General features: G+C 60.2%; 20 protein-coding genes and 3 pseudogenes. 7 read left to right on the forward strand and 16 right to left on the reverse strand.

The features are described 5' to 3' along the window. Positions 1–113: 113 nt before the first annotated feature. Positions 114–1,136, forward strand: coding sequence for an NAD(P)H-dependent flavin oxidoreductase (locus FKM97_RS11355; protein ID WP_205014911.1), 1,023 nt, complete (start codon positions 114–116; stop codon positions 1,134–1,136). 271 nt (positions 1,137–1,407) lie between these two features. Here the strand turns inward: FKM97_RS11355 and FKM97_RS11360 are convergent, their stop codons facing one another. From FKM97_RS11360 to FKM97_RS11375, 5 genes are all read right to left on the reverse strand, one after another. Continuing rightward, positions 1,408–2,835 carry a hypothetical protein gene (locus FKM97_RS11360; RefSeq protein ID WP_144292524.1) on the reverse strand — a complete coding sequence of 476 codons (1,428 nt, stop codon included), beginning with the start codon at positions 2,833–2,835 and terminating at the stop codon, positions 1,408–1,410. Between the two features lie 122 nt (positions 2,836–2,957). Then, complete coding sequence (locus tag FKM97_RS26920; RefSeq protein ID WP_281290091.1) at positions 2,958–3,080, reverse strand: hypothetical protein; 123 nt, start codon at positions 3,078–3,080, stop codon at positions 2,958–2,960. A 355-nt stretch (positions 3,081–3,435) separates the two neighbouring features. Further along, positions 3,436–4,878, reverse strand: coding sequence for a DUF1254 domain-containing protein (locus tag FKM97_RS11365; RefSeq protein ID WP_144292525.1), 1,443 nt, complete (start codon positions 4,876–4,878; stop codon positions 3,436–3,438). Positions 4,879–5,157: 279 nt separating this feature from the next. Next, positions 5,158–6,195 carry an AraC family transcriptional regulator gene (locus tag FKM97_RS11370; protein ID WP_144292526.1) on the reverse strand — a complete coding sequence of 346 codons (1,038 nt, stop codon included), beginning with the start codon at positions 6,193–6,195 and terminating at the stop codon, positions 5,158–5,160. Between the two features lie 1,144 nt (positions 6,196–7,339). Then, positions 7,340–8,707, reverse strand: coding sequence for an aminotransferase-like domain-containing protein (locus tag FKM97_RS11375; RefSeq protein WP_144292620.1), 1,368 nt, complete (start codon positions 8,705–8,707; stop codon positions 7,340–7,342). A gap of 161 nt (positions 8,708–8,868) precedes the next feature. Here FKM97_RS11375 and FKM97_RS11380 point away from each other — a divergent pair, with 161 nt between their 5' ends. Beyond that, positions 8,869–9,729 carry a DMT family transporter gene (locus FKM97_RS11380; RefSeq protein WP_144292527.1) on the forward strand — a complete coding sequence of 287 codons (861 nt, stop codon included), beginning with the start codon at positions 8,869–8,871 and terminating at the stop codon, positions 9,727–9,729. A 199-nt stretch (positions 9,730–9,928) separates the two neighbouring features. On the opposite strand, the gene FKM97_RS11385 is transcribed toward FKM97_RS11380, so the two are convergent. Continuing rightward, positions 9,929–10,276, reverse strand: coding sequence for an ethanolamine utilization protein (locus FKM97_RS11385; RefSeq protein ID WP_144292528.1), 348 nt, complete (start codon positions 10,274–10,276; stop codon positions 9,929–9,931). A 505-nt stretch (positions 10,277–10,781) separates the two neighbouring features. Between FKM97_RS11385 and FKM97_RS11395 the strand changes: the two genes are divergently transcribed. Next, a complete protein-coding gene (locus FKM97_RS11395; RefSeq protein WP_144292529.1) occupies positions 10,782–11,483 on the forward strand; it encodes a glutathione transferase, Atu5508 family in 702 nt (233 codons plus the stop codon). 609 nt (positions 11,484–12,092) lie between these two features. On the opposite strand, the pseudogene FKM97_RS11400 reads toward FKM97_RS11395, so the two are convergent. Together FKM97_RS11400 and FKM97_RS11405 are read right to left on the reverse strand one after the other, a co-directional pair. Further along, positions 12,093–14,483, reverse strand: a pseudogene (locus FKM97_RS11400) (YbcC family protein); the annotation flags it as partial. A 25-nt stretch (positions 14,484–14,508) separates the two neighbouring features. After that, positions 14,509–16,110, reverse strand: a complete 1,602-nt coding sequence (locus tag FKM97_RS11405) for a proton-conducting transporter transmembrane domain-containing protein (RefSeq protein WP_144292531.1) — start codon at positions 16,108–16,110, stop codon at positions 14,509–14,511. A gap of 75 nt (positions 16,111–16,185) precedes the next feature. Between FKM97_RS11405 and FKM97_RS11410 the strand changes: the two genes are divergently transcribed. Beyond that, positions 16,186–17,064: a LysR family transcriptional regulator gene (locus FKM97_RS11410; protein ID WP_144292532.1), complete on the forward strand. Its 879-nt coding sequence runs from the start codon at positions 16,186–16,188 to the stop codon at positions 17,062–17,064. 98 nt (positions 17,065–17,162) lie between these two features. Here the strand turns inward: FKM97_RS11410 and FKM97_RS11415 are convergent, their stop codons facing one another. From FKM97_RS11415 to FKM97_RS27215, 6 genes are read right to left on the reverse strand one after another with little or no spacing between them, the layout of a single operon-like run. Beyond that, on the reverse strand, positions 17,163–18,263 hold the full coding sequence (locus FKM97_RS11415; RefSeq protein WP_170240871.1) for an adenylate/guanylate cyclase domain-containing protein: 1,101 nt from the start codon (positions 18,261–18,263) through the stop codon (positions 17,163–17,165). Beyond that, positions 18,260–18,643 carry an integrase core domain-containing protein gene (locus FKM97_RS27195; protein ID WP_428977903.1) on the reverse strand — a complete coding sequence of 128 codons (384 nt, stop codon included), beginning with the start codon at positions 18,641–18,643 and terminating at the stop codon, positions 18,260–18,262. Before FKM97_RS27195 ends, FKM97_RS11415 begins: the two co-directional genes overlap by 4 nt. Then, positions 18,640–19,026 (reverse strand): DDE-type integrase/transposase/recombinase, encoded by a 387-nt coding sequence (locus tag FKM97_RS27200; RefSeq protein WP_428977904.1) that lies wholly within the window; start codon positions 19,024–19,026, stop codon positions 18,640–18,642. The genes FKM97_RS27195 and FKM97_RS27200 overlap by 4 nt, the downstream gene beginning before the upstream one ends. Next, positions 18,981–19,298 carry a helix-turn-helix domain-containing protein gene (locus FKM97_RS27205; protein WP_428977905.1) on the reverse strand — a complete coding sequence of 106 codons (318 nt, stop codon included), beginning with the start codon at positions 19,296–19,298 and terminating at the stop codon, positions 18,981–18,983. Before FKM97_RS27205 ends, FKM97_RS27200 begins: the two co-directional genes overlap by 46 nt. 6 nt (positions 19,299–19,304) lie before the next feature. Continuing rightward, positions 19,305–19,451 carry a hypothetical protein gene (locus FKM97_RS27210; protein WP_428977906.1) on the reverse strand — a complete coding sequence of 49 codons (147 nt, stop codon included), beginning with the start codon at positions 19,449–19,451 and terminating at the stop codon, positions 19,305–19,307. A gap of 12 nt (positions 19,452–19,463) precedes the next feature. Beyond that, on the reverse strand, positions 19,464–19,607 hold the full coding sequence (locus tag FKM97_RS27215; protein WP_428977907.1) for a transposase: 144 nt from the start codon (positions 19,605–19,607) through the stop codon (positions 19,464–19,466). Positions 19,608–19,890: 283 nt separating this feature from the next. Between FKM97_RS27215 and FKM97_RS27035 the strand changes: the two are divergent. Then, positions 19,891–20,097, forward strand: a pseudogene (locus FKM97_RS27035) (alpha-amylase family glycosyl hydrolase); the annotation flags it as partial. Positions 20,098–20,236: 139 nt separating this feature from the next. Next, positions 20,237–20,338 carry a hypothetical protein gene (locus FKM97_RS27040; RefSeq protein WP_342783552.1) on the forward strand — a complete coding sequence of 34 codons (102 nt, stop codon included), beginning with the start codon at positions 20,237–20,239 and terminating at the stop codon, positions 20,336–20,338. A 71-nt stretch (positions 20,339–20,409) separates the two neighbouring features. On the opposite strand, the pseudogene FKM97_RS27220 reads toward FKM97_RS27040, so the two are convergent. Then, positions 20,410–20,709: pseudogene (locus tag FKM97_RS27220) on the reverse strand (transposase); the annotation flags it as partial. A gap of 145 nt (positions 20,710–20,854) precedes the next feature. Beyond that, a complete protein-coding gene (locus tag FKM97_RS11430) occupies positions 20,855–22,249 on the reverse strand; it encodes an aminotransferase-like domain-containing protein (RefSeq protein ID WP_144292534.1) in 1,395 nt (464 codons plus the stop codon). A 118-nt stretch (positions 22,250–22,367) separates the two neighbouring features. Here FKM97_RS11430 and FKM97_RS11435 point away from each other — a divergent pair, with 118 nt between their 5' ends. Continuing rightward, a complete protein-coding gene (locus FKM97_RS11435; RefSeq protein WP_144292535.1) occupies positions 22,368–23,408 on the forward strand; it encodes an LLM class flavin-dependent oxidoreductase in 1,041 nt (346 codons plus the stop codon). The last annotated feature ends 48 nt before the right edge of the window (positions 23,409–23,456 follow it).

The raw sequence follows: 23,456 nt of genomic DNA on the forward strand, positions 1-23,456 counted from the left end.
ATGGTTACAACTCAAGAGTCTTGATCGTTCACCGGACCTGTTGAGCTGCGCCGCTCCTGGCACGCTGACAACAATGCGATAACATCATCGCCAAACATCAATGGGAGATGACTATGACCGCTGGGCTCCGCACGCCGCTTTGCGACCTTCTAGGCTGCGATGTTCCTATTCTTCAGGCCGGCATGGGCGGGCCTGCGCGCCATGAACTCGCCGGTGCTGTGGCTCAAGCCGGGGGGTTCGGAATGCTTGGAATGGTCCGTGAAAGCGCGGATTTGATCGAGCAGGAGATCAGAGCGCTCAGGGCGCTCACAGACCGCCCTTTCGCAGTGAATCTTATCCCTGCTGCCACTGATCCTGCTCTGCTCAAAGCAGAGATGGATGTGGCGCTCTCACTCAAAGTTGCCGCCTTCACCTTTTTCTGGGATCCCATCCCCAGGGAGATCGCCCGCGCCAAGGCGGCAGGGGCTCTCGTCCTCCACCAAGTCGGATCATTAGAGGCAGCACGTTTGGCTGAAGCGGCAGGCGCCGACGTGCTCATTGCACAAGGCGTCGGGGCCGGGGGCCATATCCATGGCACTATCGGTGCTCTGGTCTTGACCGAACTGATTGCACGAGAAGCCAAGGTCCCGGTCGTAGCCTCCGGCGGCTTCGCCACAGGCGCCAGCCTGGTGGCTGCACTTGCCCTCGGCGCACAAGCCATTCAATGCGGTACAGCCTTCCTTGCCACTCAGGAGTCCTATGCTCATGAATACCACAAGCACCGAGTTGTGGCAGCAAGCGCCGAGGATACAGTCTTCACAGACGCGTATGTACTGAACTGGCCAAAGGGTGCTCCCGTACGGGTCCTTAGAAACAGCATCATTCAAGCACTCGGCCACAATCTTACCGGACATGATCCCGCCGACCTTTCTCACGAAGTGATTGCAAGCGAAGATGGACGGCCCCTGCTGCGCTATTCGACTGACTCGCCACTAAGAACAACCGAAGGCGACCTTGAGGCTATGGCCCTGTACGCCGGAGAAAGCGCAAGTTTTGTCGATGCGGTGCCATCTGCCTCCGAAACAATCGGCAGAATTATGGCTGAAGCCGAAGCCGCTCTTGTTCGTGTCAAGCAGTTCGGAAAATCAGGTGCGTAGATGGAGGCTTGTTTGCCAATCGGACTTTCGGCTTGGGGGCCGGTAGCTGACCGTCCGCTGCTTAAATTTCAGCTGCGAAATCAGACACTAGTTCACCAAGAAATCGCAGGAGCGCCGAGTCGGCGAAGCGCCACACCATTGAAAAAGTAAATGGTTAAAACAGCTTCGTTGACCACTGCTCCTTCGCGTTTTTAGAAGCTCGACAGCGTATCTTCTGTTCCATGACAATACCAAAGCGGGGCTGGGGTTCTATCAACATGCATTGAATAAACTAAAAGTAAAACCAGGCGCCAAAATGGGCGCGGACATTATTATTGGTCTCAGTGCCCAGCACGTCGGGCGCCACAGAGATCGTGCGTTCGCGCTCGCCCCAGATCACCTCCCAACCGAAGCGGAGCAGGCTGGCCGGACGCCACATCGCATTCGCATGCAGCGCCATGACCTCGACCGTCGCATCGGTGATTCCAGAGTCGACGACATCGTTACGCTTCTGTGTGGCATAGCCCCAACCGAGATTGGTTGACAGGCTGTCGGACAGAGCGACCGAAATGCCCGCGAACAGACCAAGTTGATCGACGGTTTCGATTTTTCCGCTCGCCGGATCGACATAGGCGCCGAAGCTCGTTCCCACCAGATAATTGCCGAGGCCGGATCCGTATTGGGCAGAGCCGTAGAGACTGAGCAGTCTCGATAGCTTCAAGGTTCCGCTGGCCTTGAGGCCCCATCCGAGGGCGCAGTCGTTCCTAGCGCGGCCGGACGCGTCGCCATCGGTGCGAAAATTGCGCAGCATGGCCGACAGCAGAAATTCGCTGCCTTCTCCGTCCGCGTAAGTCCAGCGTGCCGCGAGATCAGGGATCGTGTCGGACGCCCCCGCCGCTGTCGTCTGGGCACCGGTCTGGTAACTCCCACCTCCCGCGCTGCCGGAGGCGGCTGCCAAATCGCCCGTATCACCCGTCGGGTCCTCGATGGAAATGGCGAACTCGGACGCTCCCGATCGCCAGCTCGCCCTGACTTGCGCGTTGCGCTGGGTTTCGACGAGGCCGGCTGAGGGCTTCGGATCGACCTTCGGCGTTCCGTTGAAATTGGACCGATAATTCCGGTCGAACTGACCAGCGCCTAAAGTCCAGCCCGGCGCCAGCTCCCATTCGCCCCACGCGTAACGCAGGCGAAGATCGGCATCGGACGTGAAGAAGTCGGTCTGGACGACAGTCCGGATCTCGCCGATCGACGTTTGGGATCGGGACTTGATATCAAATCGGGATCGTGTGGCCTGCAGCTGGACGTGATGCTGGTCTTCGATGTCGACGATCTCGTTATAGTTGAACTGGTCACCGAGATTCTGGTTGAAATCGTAGATGACCGCGCCCTTGACGTAACCGGCGATGGTCAGCTGGTGGACGGGGACCGGGAGATCGGCCGAGGGCGCAATGGCCACGGTGAGGCCGGCCGAGGGCGGGACGGCATCGCTTGGATTGTCTGTCGGCCAATCGGCAAGGGCCGCCGAACCGCTGATGATGGAGATGCGGCTCGCGCGACGCGGCGGCGCAGGCGTGGGAGATGCCATCTGAAGGGTCATGATCCGCGTCTCCAAGCTGCTCAGTTCGGCGCGCAGCTCTTCGAGCTGATCACTTAGCGCAGGCTTGGCCGTCGACAGAAGGGCGAGGCCGCCCAGCAGCACAGCCGAGGATCGATTAAGCATGACGGCGCGCAATCGTATCGATCCCCGCCTGCTCGACCCGCGGGCCGGACGCCGAGCCTCAGAACTGTGAGGCGGCTCTATGATGGGCCCCTGCTGCACGATGCGAGTACACAGTCATTGTTCTAGTAGTCGATGCTGACGGCGCGTAAGCCGGCGATCGCCGATATGGAATCGAAGACCTTGTAGCCAAGCCCGCCCAGGAGGTTCCAGATCAGCTCGGACCCGGCGCCGAAACCACCGATCATCACCCCGCTCGTCAAGTTCGTACTAACGTTCGAAACCAGCTGGCGGCAGCGTCATACAATTTGCCAAGTGCCATCGTCCGCCTGTGACATCACTTGTGTCAGCTTTCCATTCGAGAAATTTACCTGCGCAGCGCTTAAGGCTGCCGCGACGGCTTCGGCTCGGGTGTCGTATTTCCGCGAATAGATGTTGGAGGACTTATACGCCCAGCCAACGTCTTGCTTGACCACGAAAACCCAACCCTTCCGCACGGTCCTCACCCATCACCTTTAAGATTGTCCGTTCGGCGCCGCGAGGGGCTTGCCGGTATCTCGCACCTCACGGCAACGATGTGCCGCAAGCCGCGGTGTGTGATGCCTACCCAGCCTTTTTCACGGCAGGAATGACCCACGAACCATCCAGGATCGAAGGGTTGTTTTCATCGGGCCAGTAGAGCCGCAACATCAATACAAATTTTCCTGGAGGCGATGGCAGCCAATTCGCCTCTTTGTCTGGACCGGGGGATTTGCTCTGTATGCGGATAACAACGGAGCCGTCGGCTTCGGCTTTGAGATCCTGCCGTGCGCTGATGGAATACCGGTTGATCGGGTTTGCAACGAAGAAGAATTTCTCATTATACATGGTCAAGGACCAGAAGCCCTTCACAGGCGGCAGCTGACCTTTTGCGAAGGTCATCGTGTAATCCTGCGATCCGTCATAGCTCCGGCTGAACAGGCCTTCCTTCTGCTTTTCCGATGTCGGGTAAACCGCGTCTTGCGGCCGGTTGGCCCCAAGGCCGATCGCGGTGATCAGCGCCCTCTGCAGATAATTGGTGCCGTACAGGCCGGTCTTGGTTGTATAGGCCCAACCGTTGATGTCGTTGAGATCCCCATCGCTGAACTTGAAATGCAGCATGATACGCGCGACCGCAACCTCGGGGATACGTTTGATGAAAACTGCATCAAGCTTGCTCTTGTCGAAATCTTGACCCGGTACGATTCCGATCTGCGCGAGCTTCTCCACGACCGGCGCGTCGGCCGCCGCGGGCGGATTTTTCTTCAGGAGATCAGCGAGGAGCGTGAAATACTCCAACGCATCCATGCGGTTCACTTGCTCCCGAACCGCCGTCTTCATATCGACAGATGGATCGACCTTTCCTGGAGGAGGCGCCCATTCCTTGCCGTAAGCACTCAATGGGACGAGCTTGAACTTGTCTTGTAACTCGTGAACCTCTTGGTAGTCCTCGGGTGTCCCGGTGCAGTAAATGCGCCCTAGGAACCATACGATGCTGGTGGGGGACTTGTACTGGGTCACGCCCTCAGGCAGCGTTCCCTCCCAGCCCGGTCCCGTAATCGCATAGACCTGGGCTGCCGTCCCCGTCGTCCGCTTGCCCGGAACCTGGAAGACATTTGTCCAGCCGTCCAGCAATGGGAACAAGGCGTAACGATCGTTCATGTCGGGGATGCTCAACACCCAGGGCTCATCGCTGACATCGACGAAGGCCGTCGTGTAGAGCGTGTCGGCATTTGGCGCCGTGACGTCCCGAAAACTGGCGTCCGGATAACGGCGAAGCTTGATGATCTGGCCCATGGGGGCCTTGGTCCCCTCCGGTGCAGCGACATTCGTCAGCACTCGGCGCGTCATTTCCATGGTGACCAGCGGGTACCCGAAGGTATAGGCCTCAACCGCAATCCAGAACTCTTCCGACCCCTCGACCAGATCTTGGATCGGCCCGTCCAGGGCAAAAGCCGAATTGCTCGACAAAGAAGCAGCCGCAAGGCCAGCTCCTGCTAAGAGAATACTTCTCCGTGATGTTTTCATTGATTTCCTCGAACTCTGGCGCGAGCACCTTTCAGAGACACTCTCCAGGTAGAGTAATCTTCGGTGGCGAGGCTCGACAGTTGAAGACGAGAATTCGACCGCAGGTGCCACACCTCACAATCTGCAAGATTTTCATTCGATGGGGTTTCCGAGATGGAAAATACACGTTGCTGGCCGAAATTCGTTTTTATGCCAGACTTCGCCGGTCGATGAGAGACGTCAGCAAAATAGCGACTGGCAATAAAGCTGTTTCCAGCACAAGGCACGTGAACGAAGGGATCACCTTTTGGCGCGATGATCGGCGCGCCACTTCATCGGTGTCGAGCCGGACCACTTCGTGAAGGCGCGACTGAATGCGCTGAGCTCGGAGAAGTGAAGCGCGAGACCGACCTCTGTGACTGAAAGCGAGGTATTGCGCAACAATTGCCGTGCGATCTCGAACTGAACTTCGTCGGCCAATCCAGAAAATGTCGCCTCCTCTAATTCGAGGCGACGCGCCAAGGTTCTGCGCTTGAGCCGGAGCATCGTGCTTATCTCGCCCATCGTAGCCGGATGTGTCAGAAGCGCCACCCTAAGCAGCCTCCTCACCTGTTCCGACCAGTTGCCCGTATCCTCGATATCCAGCAGCTCAACCTGCTCTTGCAGCATCTTGCGCAGTGCCGCGTCCGCAGTCGGCAGCTTGATGTCCAGCCATTTCTCGTCGAATAAGATTGCGCTTTGCTCAGCCTCGAAGCGGACCGGCGCATTGAAGAATCGTTCATAGCGCCCCCGGGCCGGGGGTGTAGGCCGCGACAGAAGAACTTCGCTTGGTGCCCATTGGGGCCCGCACAGCGCACGCATGATATTGCGGCCGATCGCCAAAGCGCCATCGTAGATTTGGTCACAACCGGCGGCATCGGGTTCATAGATCAGATAGCCGAGCCGAACAGTGTCATTATCCGTCGCCAGGAACGGCACGGCGCCACGATCATGGTGATGCAGGTAGCGAACCAGGTCGCCGAGGGCTGTCCTTACGTCGGGCGCCTGTTGAAGATAGAAGCCGACGACGCCCAGGGAGGAGGCGCTGGTCCGTTCGCAGATCAGCAGTCCAAGGTCGTCGCGACCGGTGACCCGAGTAGAAAGTGCGATCAGCTCAGCAAATAGGGAGAAGGGAATGGTATTGTCCGGATCTGAAAAAACGCTAGCCGAAATTCCGACTTTTCCGAACACTTCATTGGGTTGGATGCCGAGGTCGAACAACACGCCTGGCAGCGTACTCGCGACGCCGACCCGGATGAAACTCTTTGGGACCAGCCGGCCTAATCCAGCCCGGACCACAACAGGCCTCCGTGGAATTGAGCTCGGAGCGCCCGAGTCGGGTAATGTCACGATTTCCTCGAGGATTCTGAGTAGTTTCTGGCTGCTGCTGCAGCCGCCTCTCCTTCGCCTCCGATTGGCCTGTACGGTCTAATTGCAGACACTAATTGTCAAGTGCAGGTTTGCAATAAGTTGTCCTTCTAACCCTCGGCTTGTTGAAAGACTTTGCGATTCTAGCAGAGACAAAACAGATCAAACGTTACAAGACTCCGGCCGCGGCCGCTTCTGGAAGGGCCTAGGGCTCGCGGCCGCCACGGCAACGGCGTCAGGCGCTGCTGCATTCCGCGTTCTCGGTCGCCTACGCGGTCTATTGGATGCGCGAGGGCTGCCTCACCCTGAGTTCTTGGTACTGGACTCGCCGCTGTTCGCGTAATGGGAAGAGCTGGACGACGACGATAAGCCGATGACCGATGAGGAGCGAGCGATCGCCGCGACGTCGCTCGACGAGCGCTTCGACGAGCATCTCGCTTCGGTTTCGAGCTTTTTGCCAGGTCTACCTCACTGAGAACAAAACGCTGCTCAAGGAGTTCATGCCCCGGACGATCGTGTTCTCGAAAGCCGGGAGGCGAGGGCTTTTCCCGGTGTTGGTACCTGACACTTTCAATGCTGACGCGCCGTGGCAAGAGGCCATGCACGTGATTTGCGCACGTGCGTCGGATGGCGCTGGCAGCAACCAGAATGTAGGCAATAGGTGATAGGCAACGGAAGAACTTCGCGTGATGGACGAGTCGCACATTGCTGCCATTCGTCGGAACTAGCCTGAAGGTCCGCTTCTGGCTGCTGCTTGCGCAGATCCGCGATTGCCCGATCAAGCGGCACGGACCCACTCACTTGCGCGGGATGCTTATCTTGGTGACAGGGATGACGATCGACATCTTCGGAGAACAGAAGTATCGCAGACCGTCGACGAGACGAGAGAGCGCATTCTCGCTATCCTACGACACCCCACATGACGTCGGCTATTCGCCCCGACCTGCACCAAAATCCGACCGTCTCTCTCCCACCATGTAGAGAACATCCGGGTGGCGACTCGATCCGCGACCGTTGAATTGGCACGAGCCGACTCTACATACCTTCCAACCTGACTGCGCGAACCTAGAAGCGGTCATTTGCAGCCTCGGCCTCTCATTGCCTGCTCAAGGGCAGAGAACACTCGGCCGTCGTCCATTTGCGCCACGTTGAAACGAAGGAATGGCCCGTGCGACTGTGATGTGCTGAAGACATTGCCGGGCGCAAGAACGACACCATGCTCCATACAACGGCCTGCAATCACGGTCGAATCGTGTCCGTCGGGCAGTTGACACCAAAGATAGAAGCCGCCGCGCGGCATGATCCAGGGCGTAATTCCGAGGGAAGCGAGGCGTTCTGCCACTTTGCCCTTGGCGTGGCCGAGGCGTTTACGCACATCGTCCAGGTGCTTTCGATACGAGCCTCCCGCCAGCACCCCTTCGATCAGCTTCGTTGCAACAGGGCTGGGGCCGCCGAAGTTGGTTGCGACCTGAAGGTCAATCAGTCCTTCAATCCAGTCCGACCGCGCGGCGATATAGCCGCAACGCACGGAGGCGGAGAGCGTTTTTGAAAAGCTGCCGATCTTGATGACGCGATTAAGGCCGTCGAGAATGGCGAGGCGAGGCGACAGTGCCGGCTCAAAATCCGCGAAAATATCGTCTTCCACGATCGTTAGCCCATGAGCCGCAGCGGCGCTCAGCACGCGATGTGCGGTTTGCGGCGAAAGGCTTGCACCGGTGGGGTTATGAAGGGCTGAGTTGGTAATGTAGAGGCGCGGATTCTCGCGAATGATCCCTTGCTCGAAAGCGGATACGTCTGGACCCGTCGGCGTAAATGGGATGCCGACGATTTTGACCTGATGGGCACGCAACAGCGCATGGAAATTGAAATAGCAGGGATCATCGACCAGGACCGTGTCGCCGGGCCGCAACAGCAAACGGCAAATCAGGTCGATTGCCTGAGTCCCTGAGGCCGTCAGGATGATTTGATCCGTGGTCGCCGTGATGCCTTCATCAGCAAACCGGCCGAGCAGTAGGCGGCGCAAGGCCAGTGAACCGCGCGTGCTGCCGTAGCCGGACAGCAGCGTGTCGTCAGCACGGCCAAGCGCCCTCAGTCCCTTGCGAAGCGCGGCGTTCGGCATCCAGTCCGAAGGCAGCCATCCGCAGCCTGGCTTGAGAACAGATGGGTCGGCATCGAGCGACTGTCTGGAAACCCAGAAGGGATCGACTGCGCGCTCGCGCGGCGACCCCATTTCGGCCAAAGCCATCGGCGGCAGATTCGCGCCCGTCACATAGAAGCCCGAGCCGCGCCGCGCGCGAATGACGCCTTCCGCCTCCAGTCGGTCGTAAGCCTCGACCACAGTGGAAGGCGAGACACCCATGATTTCGGCAAGGCGACGAACTGAGGTTAAGCGATCCCCAGCATTGAGCGCTCTGTTCGCGATTCTGGTGCGGACGGCGTTCATCAATGCTTCCGTCCGCGTCATCTCTCCGTCGCCCCGCTATCCATCCAAAGCTCGATTGTATGGCTCACTCTATCCATACGGATTCGGATAATTGTATTCCACTGTTTCTGTCCAAGCTAGGCCCGGACCGCTATTCCGACGATGCAGGAAAGTGAGGACATATGGAAAGAGCAGCAGCGGGTTGGGGCAGCGGTCTCCTGGGCGTCATCATATTCAGCGGGTCGCTACCGGCCACCCGCGTGGCCGTGGCGGACTTTTCGCCGATGTTCCTTACATCCGCCCGCGCGGTGATCGCCGCACTGCTGGGGGCAACCTTCCTTTTGGCGCGGCACCAGATGCGGCCCGAGCGAAACGACATCCTTCCGCTGACACTGGTAGCGATCGGCGGCGTCATCGGGTTTCCGTTGCTGACGGCGTTTGCGCTCCAGCACATGACCGCAGCGCATTCCATCGTCTTCATCGGCCTGCTGCCGCTCGCAACGGCCATCTTCGGCGTGGTACGCGGAGGCGAGCGTCCCAAGCCTGCCTTCTGGCTGTTCTCGGTCGTCGGTGCGGCCGCTGTCGCTGGCTTCGCGCTCTACGGAAGCGAGGGGGGAACGCTGATTGGCGAGCTGCTGATGTTCGCCGCGATTCTAGTGTGCGGGCTCGGCTACGCGGAAGGAGCGACGCTCTCACGCCGCCTCGGCGGCTGGCAGGTCATCTCTTGGGCCTTGCTGCTATCGCTTCCCATCATGGCCGTGATCGCCTTGTTTACCTTGCCCGAAACGTGGGGGAGGATCGGCGTGCCTGCCTGGGCCGGCCTCGCCTATGTGTCGATCTTCAGTATGATGGTGGGTTTCATCTTCTGGTATCGCGGCCTTGCGCTAGGCGGTATCGCGGGGGTTGGCCAGTTGCAGCTCCTGCAACCCTTTTTCGGGTTCCTGTTGGCGGCGATCTTTCTGGGCGAGCCGATCGCGTGGACGATGATCGCATCTACAGTGGTCATTGTCGCGTGTGTCGCCGGAGCAAAGCGTTTCGCCTGATTGTCTATTACTGCACAGACATCAAGATGCCGCCAACGTCCGCTTGCTACTGCTAGGTCACGGAGGCCGCCGGTCAGCTTCCCACCATTCATCGACAACCGGGCGACCGAAACCGGATGGCAGCTTCTAGGAAAACTGAAAAGGTCCGACCTCTCACGCGTGAATGGAGGCGCCCTTGGCGATCGAGCCTTTCATCTCACTACAGTGCTTCCTGCCAATGCGGGTAAGTGACGTAGGCGGTAACTGCGCCTTGTTCGTGGGAGTGGATGATCACCCTCTCACCCTTGGGCATGTGGATAATTTCGCCAGGGCCAGCCGTGACCGTTCCAGCCTCAGTGGAGACGGACAACCGCCCCTCGATAATTACCATGATATCGTCTACGGCCATTGTCTCTGTCAGACTTTGCTCGGGTCCGTAGCGGCCGAAGCCGATGGTCACCGGTGCGCCGTGGCGCTGGTCTACGACATTGCCCGCATAGACTTCACCATCCTGCCCTGGTGAACGTTGCAGTATCGCGTCGGCGAAAGCAAACTTGCAAACTGGCATGGCTCACCTTGAAGTTAGTTAACGGGTGTGACGACCACACTGCCGAGTATAGTCACCTATTGATGGCTTCGGAACATGCCATTCGACTTAGCCGAGCTGCCGCGATGACCGGAAGAACATTCCACAGTTTGATGATTTTACCGCCTTCATGGTCTCGAAAAATATCTATCCCGGCGCAGTCGGAGCCGTTCGACCAAAGCTGAACAACCAGGTTGTACTCAGCCACTGCCCTTTTTTATCCCGACCCACTTGCCAGGCCATCCTCGCGCCATGCGTTCACGATAAGCGATAAAGGCGGTCTTGCCGGTTGCGACATTGCGGATTGTGCCGGATAGACGGCACCAACGTAGCTCCCGATCAGCTTTTGGACAGAGTCGTTGAACCTCTGTGCTTAGAAGGCGATTGCGTTCGTCTTGTTGCGTTCAAGGCTCATCATTCGGTCCTTCATGTATTGGAACGGCCTCTTGCGCAGATTGTTCTTTGTTGAGTGTAAAGGAGTTTCCTTGTGGCTCAATACGACCTTCTTTACTGGTCCGTACCGTTTCGCGGCCAGTTTATTCGCGCCGTGCTCGCTTTCGCCGGGAAAGACTGGACGGAAAGGGACGACGGCCTGATATCGGAGCTGATGGAGGGACCTATCGGCAAAATGCCGGTCCCTTTTATGGGTCCCCCTGTTCTGATCGATACCGAAACCGGCTTTGCAATATCCCAAATGCCGGCCATTATTTTCTATCTTGGCGAGACGTTGGATCTCATGCCGGACAACGCCCATTTGCGCGCTTTGACCATGAAGGTGGTCAATGATGCCAATGACGTGATCGACGAGTTGAGCCTCAACGGTGGTCGCGACATGTGGACGGAAGAGCGGTGGCAGCAATTTATACCGCGCCTTTGCAAATGGATGATGATGTGGGAGGAGCTCGGCGAGCGAAACGGACTCACGAAAGGAGAAGGATATCTGCTGGGGGAAGCTGGCCCGGGCATAGCAGATGTCATCACGGCAACGCTGTGGACCACCATCGCCGACCGCTTCAACAGGATTGAGGCGCTTCTCGCGGAAACAGCGCCGCACACCTATGCGCTGTCGCGACGAATATCTGCTCTCCCCGCCTTAGCGACGCTGAAGAAACAAGCAATGCGTGACTACGGGGATGCTTATGCCGGCGGACAGATTGGCGCATCGATGGCATCCATTCTGAACGACTGAGAGTGCTCCTATCTTGGGCGTTAGTCAGAACCAGCTGATAGCCGCTCGCTGGCGGTCGCTCTGCCACAGTTCGGAAAACGCTTTGGGACTCGTTAAAGTCCCGTCTATGTGATTGCTGTGCATCAATTGCCGGCGCTGTCGCTGATTGGACCAAGCTCTTTGACCAGCTAAAGCGCAGCCTTTCAGGGCGCAAGCTAAACCCTGCCAGTCCGCTTCCACCCATTACAGACCATCATTGATCTGACCGGACCTGCAGCTTTCATGAAATCGCCAAGCCCGCCTGGACAACTAAAATGAAGGCGCTCTGCAGACTGGGAGCCTTGGGGCCGTTTGCGGACAGTCGGCTTCTAGGCGTCGAGAGGCGAATAGCTGCCCCACCTAGGTTTGTCGCCGTGACTGTTTGGAGACGATTGGCACCCTCTGGGCTTCATTAGCGCTGAGTGGCACAGTGGAGCTGGGGGAGGAGGTATTGACTTGCTTGAAGTGAAATCGCTGGAGGCAGACAGCCAGGAATGTGCGACTACAATCTTGCAGCGCTGTCGCGCGGCGCTTACTCCGCCTCTGATGTAGCTGCCAAGCTCGTCGGCAGGCCCGTTGTGTCCTATACCTTGACGCTTCAGTCCACTTTAGACCGCCAACATAACGCCAGGCCATGCGGCCCCGCTCATCAAGCGCGAAGAGATGCAGCCAGCGATTGTCGAACAGTGCGCTGACCTGTGGATGGCGCACAAGAATCTCGGTGATCGCCTCGCGCGGTGCTTCGATCACAACGGACATCCGCAGAGGCTCGTGCACCAGCTGCTCGCCTTCATGTACGGATTGCCAAGGCAGCCCTGCGCGCAGGAGGCCACCATTGCCTTCGACCACGCCGATGCCGCCGGTGACGTTGTGCAGGAGCTTGTTGCCTGCGCCGAAGAGTTCGGGCGCAACCGTCGAGCCGTAATACTGCAGGCTGATCCAGCTCGCGACCACGACCGGCGCGGTCAGGATCAGTTCCAGCACGCCGAAGCCCTCGTCCCGCCGCCAGTCATAGTCGTGCAGAAAGGCGCGGCCGGCCAGATCGCGGCCTGTGGTGCGGCAACGCGGTGCGGCGACGAAGGCCTTGCAGCCGGCGAGCGCCCATTCGGGCCGTACCTCGGCCCAGTCGCGGGCGCGGCGGGCGATATCGGCTTCCGTCTCGGCGCGGGGCAAGCGCCTCGCCCGTTCGGCCCGGGCGAGCCCGCCCGCGGTCTGGAGCCAACCCTTGGCCGCTGCTAGGTCCGCGGCATGGTTCGCCGATGGATGATCGGCGTCGTAGATGGTGACGTCGTCGGTCGTCGTGTCGTGGAGGGCCGCCAGAAACAACGTATCTTCGGGAACCACAATGCCGCGCGCGACAAGGCCATTGCGCACGTCGGGTTCGTTGAGCATTGAGACGAGCAGCCGGGCATTGACCTCACCCGAATAGCCGCCGCAGGCCCCGCAATGCAGCGCGCTGGCATGCGGGTTATTGACGACATTGGCGCCGTGACCGGCGATCAGCACAAGCCTTGCGAAGAAATCGGTGAGCGACATGGCCCTGAGTACGGTGTCCGCCGTTGCGATCCGCTGGTCAAGATCGATCGTGTCGACTGGCCGCGGCGACGGATCGTTCGGTGCGGTATTGCCGGTGAGCCCCAGCCCGTCGCGCAGAAGCTTGCCGATATAGACCGGCCCCGTTGCCTCGACGAAGGCGAAGGAGGAGATGGCGGCGAGCTTGAAGCGGCCCCAGGAACGCTTGGCACGCGCCGCGATCCGTGCCGCCCGATCCGCGCGCCAAGTCTGAGGCTTCGGCTCTCCCGAGTAGGTGAAGAGACCGGGTCGGAGCATCACGGGCAAGCGGGCTTCCACCACGTCCGAGCCGAAGCGGCGGTGCGCGATGCCCATGCCGAAGAAACCGGCGAAACCCAGGGTGCTGATTCCGTCATCCAGCGCTTCCAGCGCACGGCGAAAGACCTCCGAGCGCACGTCGATACAAAAGGCCATCTGCATTACAGGACGCGACGAAGCCGGAGTGGCAGGCCCCGCTTCGGCGAAAAAGACCCGCAGCCGCCGCTGGGCCGCGCGCTCAATGGCCTCCTGGAGGATCGCATCGACATGATCCTCCGCGCTTGCAGCTACCGCTTCGGCATGGGCGATCACGGCCTCGCGCCACTTTGACCCGATCTCCTGCTCGTACTGGCGCAGCAGCGCGGATTCCCAGACGAGACGAATGACGAGGAGGTCCGTCAGCGTGGCGTCCGTTCCGCCTGCCAGCTCGGCCTGCCAGAGGCGGTAGCGCGCGAGCTGCCCCCAGCCGCTGAGGCCAGTCAGCAGCCGGTGGAAGCAGTTTTCAAGAGCCGCCTCGGACAGGCCGAGCGCCTCGACGGCGTCGATCAGGGCGGCCTCGGCGCTATCGGGCGTGTCGGCTACGGTGCCGGCGAAGCCGGCAAGGCCGACGATCTCCGGGGTCAGGTCATGCATGACGACGGTGCGCCAGGAGGAATAGGCGCTGCGGCCGTTGGGAGCGGCCCAGAGCGCCTGCCCCTGATCGAAATAGCCTGCCGCCCAGTAGCTGATGCGCTCATCGACCACCGCCTTCCAGTCGATGCCGCTGGCCTTGCCCGCCAACTCGGCGACGGTCGGCAACGCCCGCTCCTCGGCCTGCTCGACATGCATTGCTTGTTTCAGCGCGGCAACCGTCTCCGGGCGTTGCGATGCCGGCGCTGCCTCGAGCGCTTCGGCAAGGTCGCCGTCGGTGAGTTCGCCACATTGGTGGCACTCCAGATACCAGCGGCGCGGCATGGTCAGCCGGATTCCGGCCGACCGCCGCAGACGCGCTGCGGCGACGGCCAGCGGTTCGTTCGTCTGGCCGAGAAACGGATTGACCGCGACGCTCGAGGCCAGCGGCCAGAGCGGCGGGATTGCGCGCGACGCGGCATGTGCCGCAGCCATTATCGCTTCGGGGCCGGCAAGTTGGGGGTTGGGTGCAGTCATCAGCATGTGGGTTTTCCCTGATCCTTGAGCGTCACGAAGGCTTGCGTACGGACCAGCCCCCCAGCATGCGATCGAGCATGGCGTTGACATAAAGCCCGTTGGAAAGATGGACCCGCAGGCCCGCAGCCGCCGGATGGCCCGCCCAGAGCGGGAACAGCGCCTGCGCGACCGCGACCAGGCCGAAGGTCAGGATGGCGATGGCCATCAAGGTCCATTCGAGCCGGCCCGGCGCGGGCGGCGCGGGCAGCACGCCCGCCGTCAGCCATTCGGCCGCCGTCTGGAGCGCGAAATAGCCGAGGGCGGCTGCGGTCGCGTAAAGCGCCGTTCTCATCGTCAGGGCGCGGGGCGCGGCATCCGCCAGCCCCTGGGCGAGCAGATAGGCGACTCCGAAGATGAGGATCGCACCGAGCGCGAGCGCCTGCGGCGACTTGTGCTCGAACCCGAAGCCAAGCCCGAAGGCCGCGCCGATCGCAATATAGATCGCGAGCGCAATGAGAAAGGCGCGGGCCACCGCGCCACCGTTGGGTATGGCGACCGGACCCGGACGGCGGATGGAATCGACCTGCTCCACGGCGCCGCCCGAGGCCAGGAAGGCATGCGCTTTGTAGTGCGAATGGGCGACGATGTGGAGCAGCGCCAGCGGGAACAGTGCCAGCCCGCATTGCAGGATCATAAATCCCATCTGCGCCACCGTCGACCAGGCGAGCGAGGTCTTGACCGCCGGCTGGGTCAGCATGACGAGCGCGCCGAACAGGGCGGTGAAGCCGCCGACCATCGCCAGCACTGCCAGCACGCCCGGCGCGAGCAGCATGACGTCGGCGAAGCGGATGAGGAGGAAGCCGCCCGCATTGATGACCCCGGCATGGAGCAGTGCCGAGACCGGCGTCGGCGCTTCCATCACCTCGGTCAGCCAACCATGGGTGGGAAACTGCGCCGACTTCAACAGCGCCGCGAGCGCCAGCAATCCCGCCGCTGCCAGCGCCTTCCAGGAAGCATCGCCTGCCCGCGCCATGGCGTTGATTGCTGCGATGTCGGTCGTGCCGAAGGCCATGCCGATCAGCAGCACCGAGCCGGCCAGCGACAGAGCGCCTAGGGCCGCGAAGAGCCGCTTCTTGCGGGCCGCGCGCTGCGCTCGGATGCGCTCTGGATAGAACAACAGCAGGCGATAGAGCGCGAAGCTCGTGGCGATCCACGCGCCGAGCAGCTGAACGAGATTGCCGGCCTGGACGAGGAGGAGGACTGCGGCGAGCGCCGCACACAGCCAGCCGATGAAGGTGCCCTGGCGGGCCTCGCCGTCGAGATCGGTCCGCGAATAGCGCAGCACGATCCACCCGACGAAGGAGACCAGCAGCATCATCGTCACGCTGATCGCGTCGAGCTGCGCGGAGAAACCTATACCAGCCCAGCCGATCAGTGCGCTGTCGCCCGGCCCTCGGAGCAGCAGAAGAAGCAGCGACCCCACCGCGATGGCGAGAGCCGAAATGGCGGCTCTCTCAGCGACGGCCGCTACATGCGGCGGCCGGCGACCCTGACGAAAAGACGCAAACAGCGCGGCCAGGAGCAGCAGAAGGGGTGCAGCGAGCGGAAGTAGATTGAGCGAAAAGGTGGTTTCCTTGGGAAGCGGTGGCGACATCCCTGCTGCTAGCCGAGGCGAAGACCGAAAGAAAATGCATTGTTGGTTCAATTCCGTTCGCTATTATCGAACGTCATGGCAGCGCTCAACTATCACCATCTGCGATACTTCCGTGCCGTCGCCCATGACGATAACCTGACGCGCACGGCCGAGCGCTTAAACCTGACCCAGTCGGCGCTATCGGTGCAGATCCGCAAACTGGAGGAGCAACTCGGCCACGCGCTTTTCGATCGGCGCGGGCGACAGCTTCATCTGACCGAAGCTGGCCGCATCGCGCTCGACCATGCCGATGCGATCTTCGCCACGGGGGAGGAACTGCTCGGCACACTGCGCGACACCGGTACGACGCGCCAGGCCCTGCGGGTCGGGGCGCTTGCCACCTTGTCGCGCAACTTCCAGATGGAGTTTCTGCAGCCCGTTCTCGGCCGGACCGACATCGAGCTCGTCTTGCGCTCCGGCGGCGCCGCCGAACTGTTGCGAGCGCTGGAAGCGCTGAACCTCGACGTCGTCCTGATCAACCAGGCCCCCGCGCGCGATGTGCTCACGTCCTTCGTCGCTCATCGGATTGCAGAACAGCCGGTCGGCCTCGTCGGCACGCCGGATCGGTTCGCTGGCAGAGCGGGCCTGGTCGACCTCTTGCGCGATCATCCCGTCATCGTGCCGACGCTGGAGAGCAGCGTGCGCGCCGGCTTCGACGCTCTTGCCGATCGCCTGGGGGTGCGCACGCAGATCGTCGCGGAGGTCGAGGACATGGCGATGATGCGACTTCTCGCCCGCGAAGATGTCGGCCTTGCCGTCCTGCCGCCTATCGTCGTCAAAGACGAGCTGGCGGCGGGCATCCTCGTCGAGGGCGACGAGCCGTTGGGGATCAAGGAGACCTTCTACGCCGTGTCGATGGAAAGGCGCTTTCCGAACCCGGCTTTGCGAACGCTCCTGCAGCAGGCCATGACGTAGGCTGAGTGGTTCAGTTACCCGACGCGCAACGCCCGTGCCGCATTCTTGGCCCTTTCGGCCGGCTGCACGCGTGTCGCATTCCAAACTCGGTCCTCGGATCAGGCGCACGTCCACACCTGAACGGGCAAGCTTACACCCCTTAGATGGTGGCGGCCGGCGTCGGAAAGTCTTGTCACACCTATTGGCTGTTTGCCGGTCTCGTCAAACGCTTGTTCCAGCAAAGACTGGCTAGCCACAAGCCGCACGTTCAGGTTTCGGCACAGCTCCTGCATTCGGCTTGCAGTATTTACTGTGTCGCCGATGGCCGTAAAACTCATCGATTCGCGCGTTCCGATATCTCCGAGAACAACCATGCCGAAATTGACGCTGATTCCAAAATCAATGCGGCTGCGACCGGCGTTGAGTCGCTTCGCGTTCCAACGCTCCATCTCATCCATCATGTCGATCGCCGCGTGCAATGCATTGGTGGCTTCCAACCGTGACGGGTTGGGTACTCCAAAGAGCGCCATCAGCCCATCACCGGAGAAGCTCGCGACGGAGCCTCCTTTGACGAAGATCACAGTTGCCAGGCGTCGATAAAAGGAACGAAGAAGGGCGACGACGCGCTCAGGCGGCAGGCTCTCGCTCAGCCCGACAAATCCGACGATATCAACGAAGAGAACAGCAATTTTCTGTCGACGCACTGGGCCGAGGGGGCGATCTCTTTGTGCCAACGTCTCAACCATCCCCGGTGAGAAGTAGCGGGCCAGATTGGTCTTCCTCCTATCCGACTCGCGAGCCGCCGCTTGCGCCTTTGCAAGCCGCTTCTCAGCCTCGATACGCGCACTCACGTCACGCTGAACCGCGACGAAATGAGTCATGGTCCCCGCAGCATCTCGCAGCGGCGTAATCGACCACTCCATCACAAATTCGGTGCCATCCTTTCGGTAGTTGACCGCCTGACCTTCCCAGCGATCTCCCCGTCTCAAAGTCTCCCGCATCCCTAGAAAAACCGATAAATCAGTCTTATCTCCTTGAAGGACGCGCGGCGACTTGCCGACAACCTCGGAGGCTGTCCACCCTGTAATGCGCTCGAAGTTGGGGTTGACATAGACGATCGCTGGACCGGGCGGTTCCAGATCGGCGGTTGTGACCAAGATGCTTTCCGATGCCGCTTCCAGCACCAAGAATGCGTCCACTCCACTGTGATCGAGTTTCACTGGTATCTCCCGGCAACAGCCTGTCCGTCGTCGGAACATTTGGCGCAACTCGCGGCGTAAATTAGCGGGGTGCGGGCGTCGTCTTGAGGGTGGATGTTAAGCGGCGAGCTTGCGGTGTTGCAAGCGCCGACGTTCGATGGTCTGTCCCTTGATCCTTTCACGCTGCTGGATGATGGCTGGGGCCCAGTCGAAGTAGGCGTCGGCGGGCTCTCGTGGTAACGCTGGTGGTTGTAGTGCTCGACGAACGCCTCGATCTGGGCTTCGAGATCGCCAGGCAGGAAGTAGTTCTCCAGCAGGATGCGGTTTTTGAGGGTCTGGTGCCAGCGCTCGATCTTGCCTTGGGTCTGAGGATGACAGGGAGCACCGCCCACATGGCTCATGCGCTGGGCCTCAATGTATTAGGCCGGTTGACCGGCGATGTAGCTCGGACCGTTGTCGCTGAGCAGCCGGGGCTTGTGGCGGACATGGGACTGGTCGTAGCCTGAAGCGGCCAATACCATTCCAGTGTGTCGGTGACATCCTCGGCGCGCATCGTGCTGCACAGCTTCCAGGCGATGATGTAGCGCGAGAAGTCGTCGAGCACAGTCGACAGATATATCCAGCCCCACCCGATAATCTTGAAGTAGGTGAAGTCGGTCTGCCACAACTCGTTTGGCCGCGTGGTCGGGGTATGGAAGCGATCAGCCGCCTTGATTACGACATAGGCTGGGCTGGTGATCAGATCATGGGCCTTGAGCAACCGGTAGACCGTGGCTTCCGACACGAACTACCGCAGCTCATCGGTGAAGCGTACCGCCAGTTCGATGATCCCGTTGTGGATCTCGCCGGGCAAACGGTTCCACACCCGGCTGGGTGCCGAGGGCCGGCCTCCAGTGCCACCGGGCCGCCCTCGATGTAGCGGTCGTACCAGCGATAGAAAGTCCGGCGCGCAATACCCAACTGATCCAGAGTCCGCTTGGTTGGCAGGTGCGACTGCTCGACGATCCTGATCTCAAGCTTCTCGGATCCGGATACCTCATGCGTCGTCGCCCCCACCCGCTATCATGCTTTTTTAAGCAGACGGTTCTTCAGCGTCAGATCGGCAACGCACTCCTTCAAGGCGCTGGCTTCACGGCGCAGATCCTTCACCTCGTCGGAGGTGGCGGCACGGGCGGTGTCACCGGCCAGCCGGCGCTTGCCCGCCTCCATGAACTCTTTGGATCAGGTGTAATACAGGCTATGGGCGACGCCCTCCTTGCGGCACAGTTCGGCGATGCTGTCCTCGCCGCGCAAGCCATCGAGCACGATCCGGATCTTGTCTTCCGCCGAGAAATGCCGACGGGTCGCACGTCGGATATCCTTCACCACCTGCTCGGCAGGCTTTTTGGCACTTGAGGATTTGGGGCTTCATCTTCGTTCCTTCGTCACTGCGACGAGACCCAAATCCTCCTCAGTTCACAACCTCAAATCTGTGCCATTGGTGCTGACGGCGGACAACCTTCTGCAATTTTGCGACGATAAGGAGCGCCTCGCTACTGCAGGAGATGGAGCGGTGGGATGGGCAGTTGCTTGGCCTATGGCCAATTTATCTGGCCGCGTGCAGAGCATGACTTCCCTATCCTGAGCACCATTGGCCCGATGATGGCCGATGGCGGCAGACAGGCGTCATCCATCCTATCTAACCGCGATCCTTCCAAGACACCGACATGACGGAATAGACGATCTCAGAAGCATCGCTGCACGGCTTGGATATCGGGCCGACCTAGGGATCCATGCGATCTGGATCTCGCCGATCTACCCGTCACCGATGGTCGATTTTGGTTATGATGTCGCCGAAAATTGCGACATCGATCCTCGCTTCGGCAATGCTTGCGGATTCGATGATTTAATGGCGCAAGCTCAAGCGCTCGGGTTTATCTCCTTCTTGACTACGTCCCAACCTCACCTCCCACCATCACCCCTGGTTCGTCGAGAGCCGCTCGTCGCGCGATGCTTTGCGGCGGGACTGGAATCCCTGGTGCGACCCCGCCGCCGATGGCGGTCCATCCAACAACTGGATCAACGATTTCGGAGGCTCGGTATGGGCCTGCCTATGACAAAACGACCGAACAGTACCATTACCACGCATTCCATTTTCGCGGTATTGTCGGCTCGACACGAGAAAGGTCGCGGCTCTGGCCTTGCGGCAAGCACCTGCGTGCATGCCATAGTGACGGATGCAATGGAAGCCGCGCGGCAGGACATTGAGCAGGAAACGACGGTGAACTCGTTGCTAGCGAGGAGAGCCATGACCTGCTGGCGATTGGCGCTGTCGCGACGGTAGGCTTTTTAGCGGAAGGCACCTGCTCCGGTCAAATGCGATCAGTCGGCTGTCGAGTTCGCTCCCCGGCTGGTGTAGCCCGATAGGTAGCCGAATATCACTTCCAGGCCCAGCGACTGGCACGTTGGCTTAGACCACCCAGCGCTGCGTCAGGGAGTCAACGACGCACTGGAGCTTTTCGAGCAAGAAAATCTGCGCCGACTGGCGGTCCGTGAGACATTGATCGCAAGCCAAACCGCGTCCCTCCACGGCGGTACATTGCCGCAAATTGAAGAGTGCGATGCCGGCTGCGTTAGAAGTCTAGAGTGTTACCTAATTTTCTGTTCAGGATCGACGTGATGACGCGCAGGCCTGACGCCAGCTCTTCCCGAGAGCGAGCGCCGCCGCCCAGGCTGATGCGTGCCGCGTCTCGTCCCCCCCCGGTACTACCTGTTGAGAAGAGCTCCGCAGGACTGATCAGCACCCCTGCGGCCCGCGTCTCGCGCTCTAGGGTGCCCGACCGCCATTTTTCCGGCATTTGTAGCCAGATGTTGAGGCCGGTCGGGAGCGCCGAATAGTCGAACCCCCGGAAGATGTCTGCGGCAATCTCGTTGCGTGCCGCGAGTTCGTTGCGTTGCCAGCGCACCAACTCATCCATTTTGCCGGCCTCAATCCAGCCGCAGACGATCTCGACAGCGAGGGGCGGAGTCATCCACAAGGTGGCGCCGAGACCCAGCACCAGTTCATCGACCCTACCGGGGGGAGCGACGAGGAACCCGACCCGAACCCCCGGAGCCACAATCTTCGAGACGCTCGTGCAAAAGTGGCTGATCTCCGGGGCGAAGCTCGACAGTGGCGGCGGCGCCTTATCAAGAAAGGGACGGTAAACCGCATTCTCAATGATGGAGACACCAAATTCGCGTGCTGCGGCGGCGATCTGCTGGCGACGTTCGGTCGACCAAACCGACAGTGTGGGGCTGTGGTGGTCGGGCACGCAGACCAGCGCGCGGACCGGCTCATTGTGACAGGCATCGACGAACTCATTCAGCTGTATACCTTCATCATCCATCCCAAGGCCGCGGATATTGAGGCCTAATGCGCCGAGAAGAAGCCGGGTGGAGGGATCGATCAGCTTCTCGGTAAGGACAACCTCTCCTGCGCGGATGGTTGTTAGCAGTGCTACCGATACGGCATGCTGAGCGCCCGACACGATCGCTATATCGGCCGGATCGGCCGCGAAGCCTATTTGACGAAGCCATTGGGCAGCCACAGCTCGATGTGATTCCTGGCCAAACCAGGGTCGGTGATAGGACAAGAGTCCGCCGAGGTTTTCCGATCGAGCCTGGGCTTCCAGACTCTGTCGTAGGACATCAGAATGATTCGACGTTAGTACAGGGCAGTTGAAAGATAAGTCTGCTCGCTGGACGTCTTCGCGGTCGGTCATCAGCCGACGGCGTTCGCGAAGCGGGTGCTCGCGGACGAAGGTGCCGCTACCGATGCTGCTTCGAATGAAGCCGAGCCTCTTCGCTTCAGAATAGGCCTTCGTCACGGTTCCGACCGAGATGCCCAGCTTAAGTGCCAACTCACGATGGGGCGGAAGGCGCTGCCCCGGCTTCAACTGCCCCGATGCGATATCCCGTGCCAGAGCATCGATGATGCTTCGATAGTGCCTACCGGATCCAGAGAAGTAGGGTTGCCACACTGTCATATTACAATAATTCGATTGACTGGCACATTACGCGCGAACATCATTCAATTGTCTCAATAGATACCGCTCACAGCGATACGCTTTACACGGCGTGAGGCGTAGCAACAAGAGGACGATTATGGATTTCGGTTACTATCTTCCCTGTTATTGGCCCGATATATCGGTCCCCATGCGCCACATGTACAGAGAAATGGTGCGGGAAGCTCAGTACGCTGAAGAGCTCGGATATCACTCTCTGACTATTCCGGAACATCATTTCACAAATGCTTTGGTACATCCTGACGCCTTACTAAGCGCCGTCCATGTTGCGGCGCAAACGAAGTATATCCCAATTGTCACTGCGACCACCGTATTGCCGTTTCACAATATTCCTCAACTTGCGGGACAGATCGCGCAGGCCGACTGTCTCACTGGCGGCCGCATCCAGATCGGCGTCGGCCGCGGCGCCTATCGTTATGAATTCGCCCGGCTACAGGTGCCTTTTGAGGAGGCGCGCGAGCGGTTCGATGATTCGCTCGAATTGCTCATCGCTCTACTCGGCGGAGAGGACGTCAGCTGGGACAGTAAATTCTACAAGTTGGGGCCCACGACCATCACCCCCCGTCCCGTCCAGGACCCGCATCCAAGAATATGGTTCGCGGCGACGACGCCAGGGGCTATTGAATACGCTGCGGGGCGTTCTTTCTCGGTTATGACTACGCCGCTCCGGAGCTCGTTCGACCATGTTGTCGCCCAAGCAAATGCCTTCAAGGTCGGCCGCGGCAAGGTGCAATCGCATGATTTCCACCAAGACTTCTCGATGCTGATCATGCTTTTTGTGACCGAGAGCCAGCAGGAGACCGATGACATGATCCGCCATGCGCTAAACCGCCACAGGCGTTTTTTGAATGTATTCGGTGGCGAGGGCGAGGTCGTGCGGGGCGCCATCACGCCTTATGAATCCGATTTGACGGAAGCTGAGATCGGCAAGAACCTTATCATCGGCTCGGTCGAGGAATGCGCCGAACGGCTGGAGGACTATGCCAGACTCGGCATCGGACAATTGCAACTCAATATGAATTTTGGCGCCCCTCACGCCAGGGTTATGCGCTCGCTGGAATTGTTCGCGACGCGCGTAGGTCCGAGATTCGCTAAACGAGCAGCAATTCCGTCGCCTTAGAGGTGCGGTCATCGTGGATTGGGCCGGCTGCGCACATTGATGCGATTC

Source organism: Rhodoligotrophos appendicifer (assembly GCF_007474605.1).
GTDB classification, from domain to species: Bacteria; Pseudomonadota; Alphaproteobacteria; order Rhizobiales; family Im1; genus Rhodoligotrophos; species Rhodoligotrophos appendicifer.

What these genes read in the sequence shown, in the direction of transcription:
- FKM97_RS11355 (WP_205014911.1), top strand. Translation starts at nt 114, where the DNA reads ATGACCGCTGGGCTCCGCACGCCGCTTTGCGACCTTCTAGGCTGCGAT.
- FKM97_RS11360 (WP_144292524.1), bottom strand. Translation starts at nt 2,835, where the DNA reads ATGCTTAATCGATCCTCGGCTGTGCTGCTGGGCGGCCTCGCCCTTCTG.
- FKM97_RS26920 (WP_281290091.1), bottom strand. Translation starts at nt 3,080, where the DNA reads ATGATCGGTGGTTTCGGCGCCGGGTCCGAGCTGATCTGGAACCTCCTG.
- FKM97_RS11365 (WP_144292525.1), bottom strand. Translation starts at nt 4,878, where the DNA reads ATGAAAACATCACGGAGAAGTATTCTCTTAGCAGGAGCTGGCCTTGCG.
- FKM97_RS11375 (WP_144292620.1), bottom strand. Translation starts at nt 8,707, where the DNA reads ATGAACGCCGTCCGCACCAGAATCGCGAACAGAGCGCTCAATGCTGGG.
- FKM97_RS11380 (WP_144292527.1), top strand. Translation starts at nt 8,869, where the DNA reads ATGGAAAGAGCAGCAGCGGGTTGGGGCAGCGGTCTCCTGGGCGTCATC.
- FKM97_RS11385 (WP_144292528.1), bottom strand. Translation starts at nt 10,276, where the DNA reads ATGCCAGTTTGCAAGTTTGCTTTCGCCGACGCGATACTGCAACGTTCA.
- FKM97_RS11405 (WP_144292531.1), bottom strand. Translation starts at nt 16,110, where the DNA reads ATGTCGCCACCGCTTCCCAAGGAAACCACCTTTTCGCTCAATCTACTT.
- FKM97_RS11410 (WP_144292532.1), top strand. Translation starts at nt 16,186, where the DNA reads ATGGCAGCGCTCAACTATCACCATCTGCGATACTTCCGTGCCGTCGCC.
- FKM97_RS27195 (WP_428977903.1), bottom strand. Translation starts at nt 18,643, where the DNA reads ATGAGCCATGTGGGCGGTGCTCCCTGTCATCCTCAGACCCAAGGCAAG.
- FKM97_RS27210 (WP_428977906.1), bottom strand. Translation starts at nt 19,451, where the DNA reads ATGGAGGCGGGCAAGCGCCGGCTGGCCGGTGACACCGCCCGTGCCGCC.
- FKM97_RS11430 (WP_144292534.1), bottom strand. Translation starts at nt 22,249, where the DNA reads ATGACAGTGTGGCAACCCTACTTCTCTGGATCCGGTAGGCACTATCGA.
- FKM97_RS11435 (WP_144292535.1), top strand. Translation starts at nt 22,368, where the DNA reads ATGGATTTCGGTTACTATCTTCCCTGTTATTGGCCCGATATATCGGTC.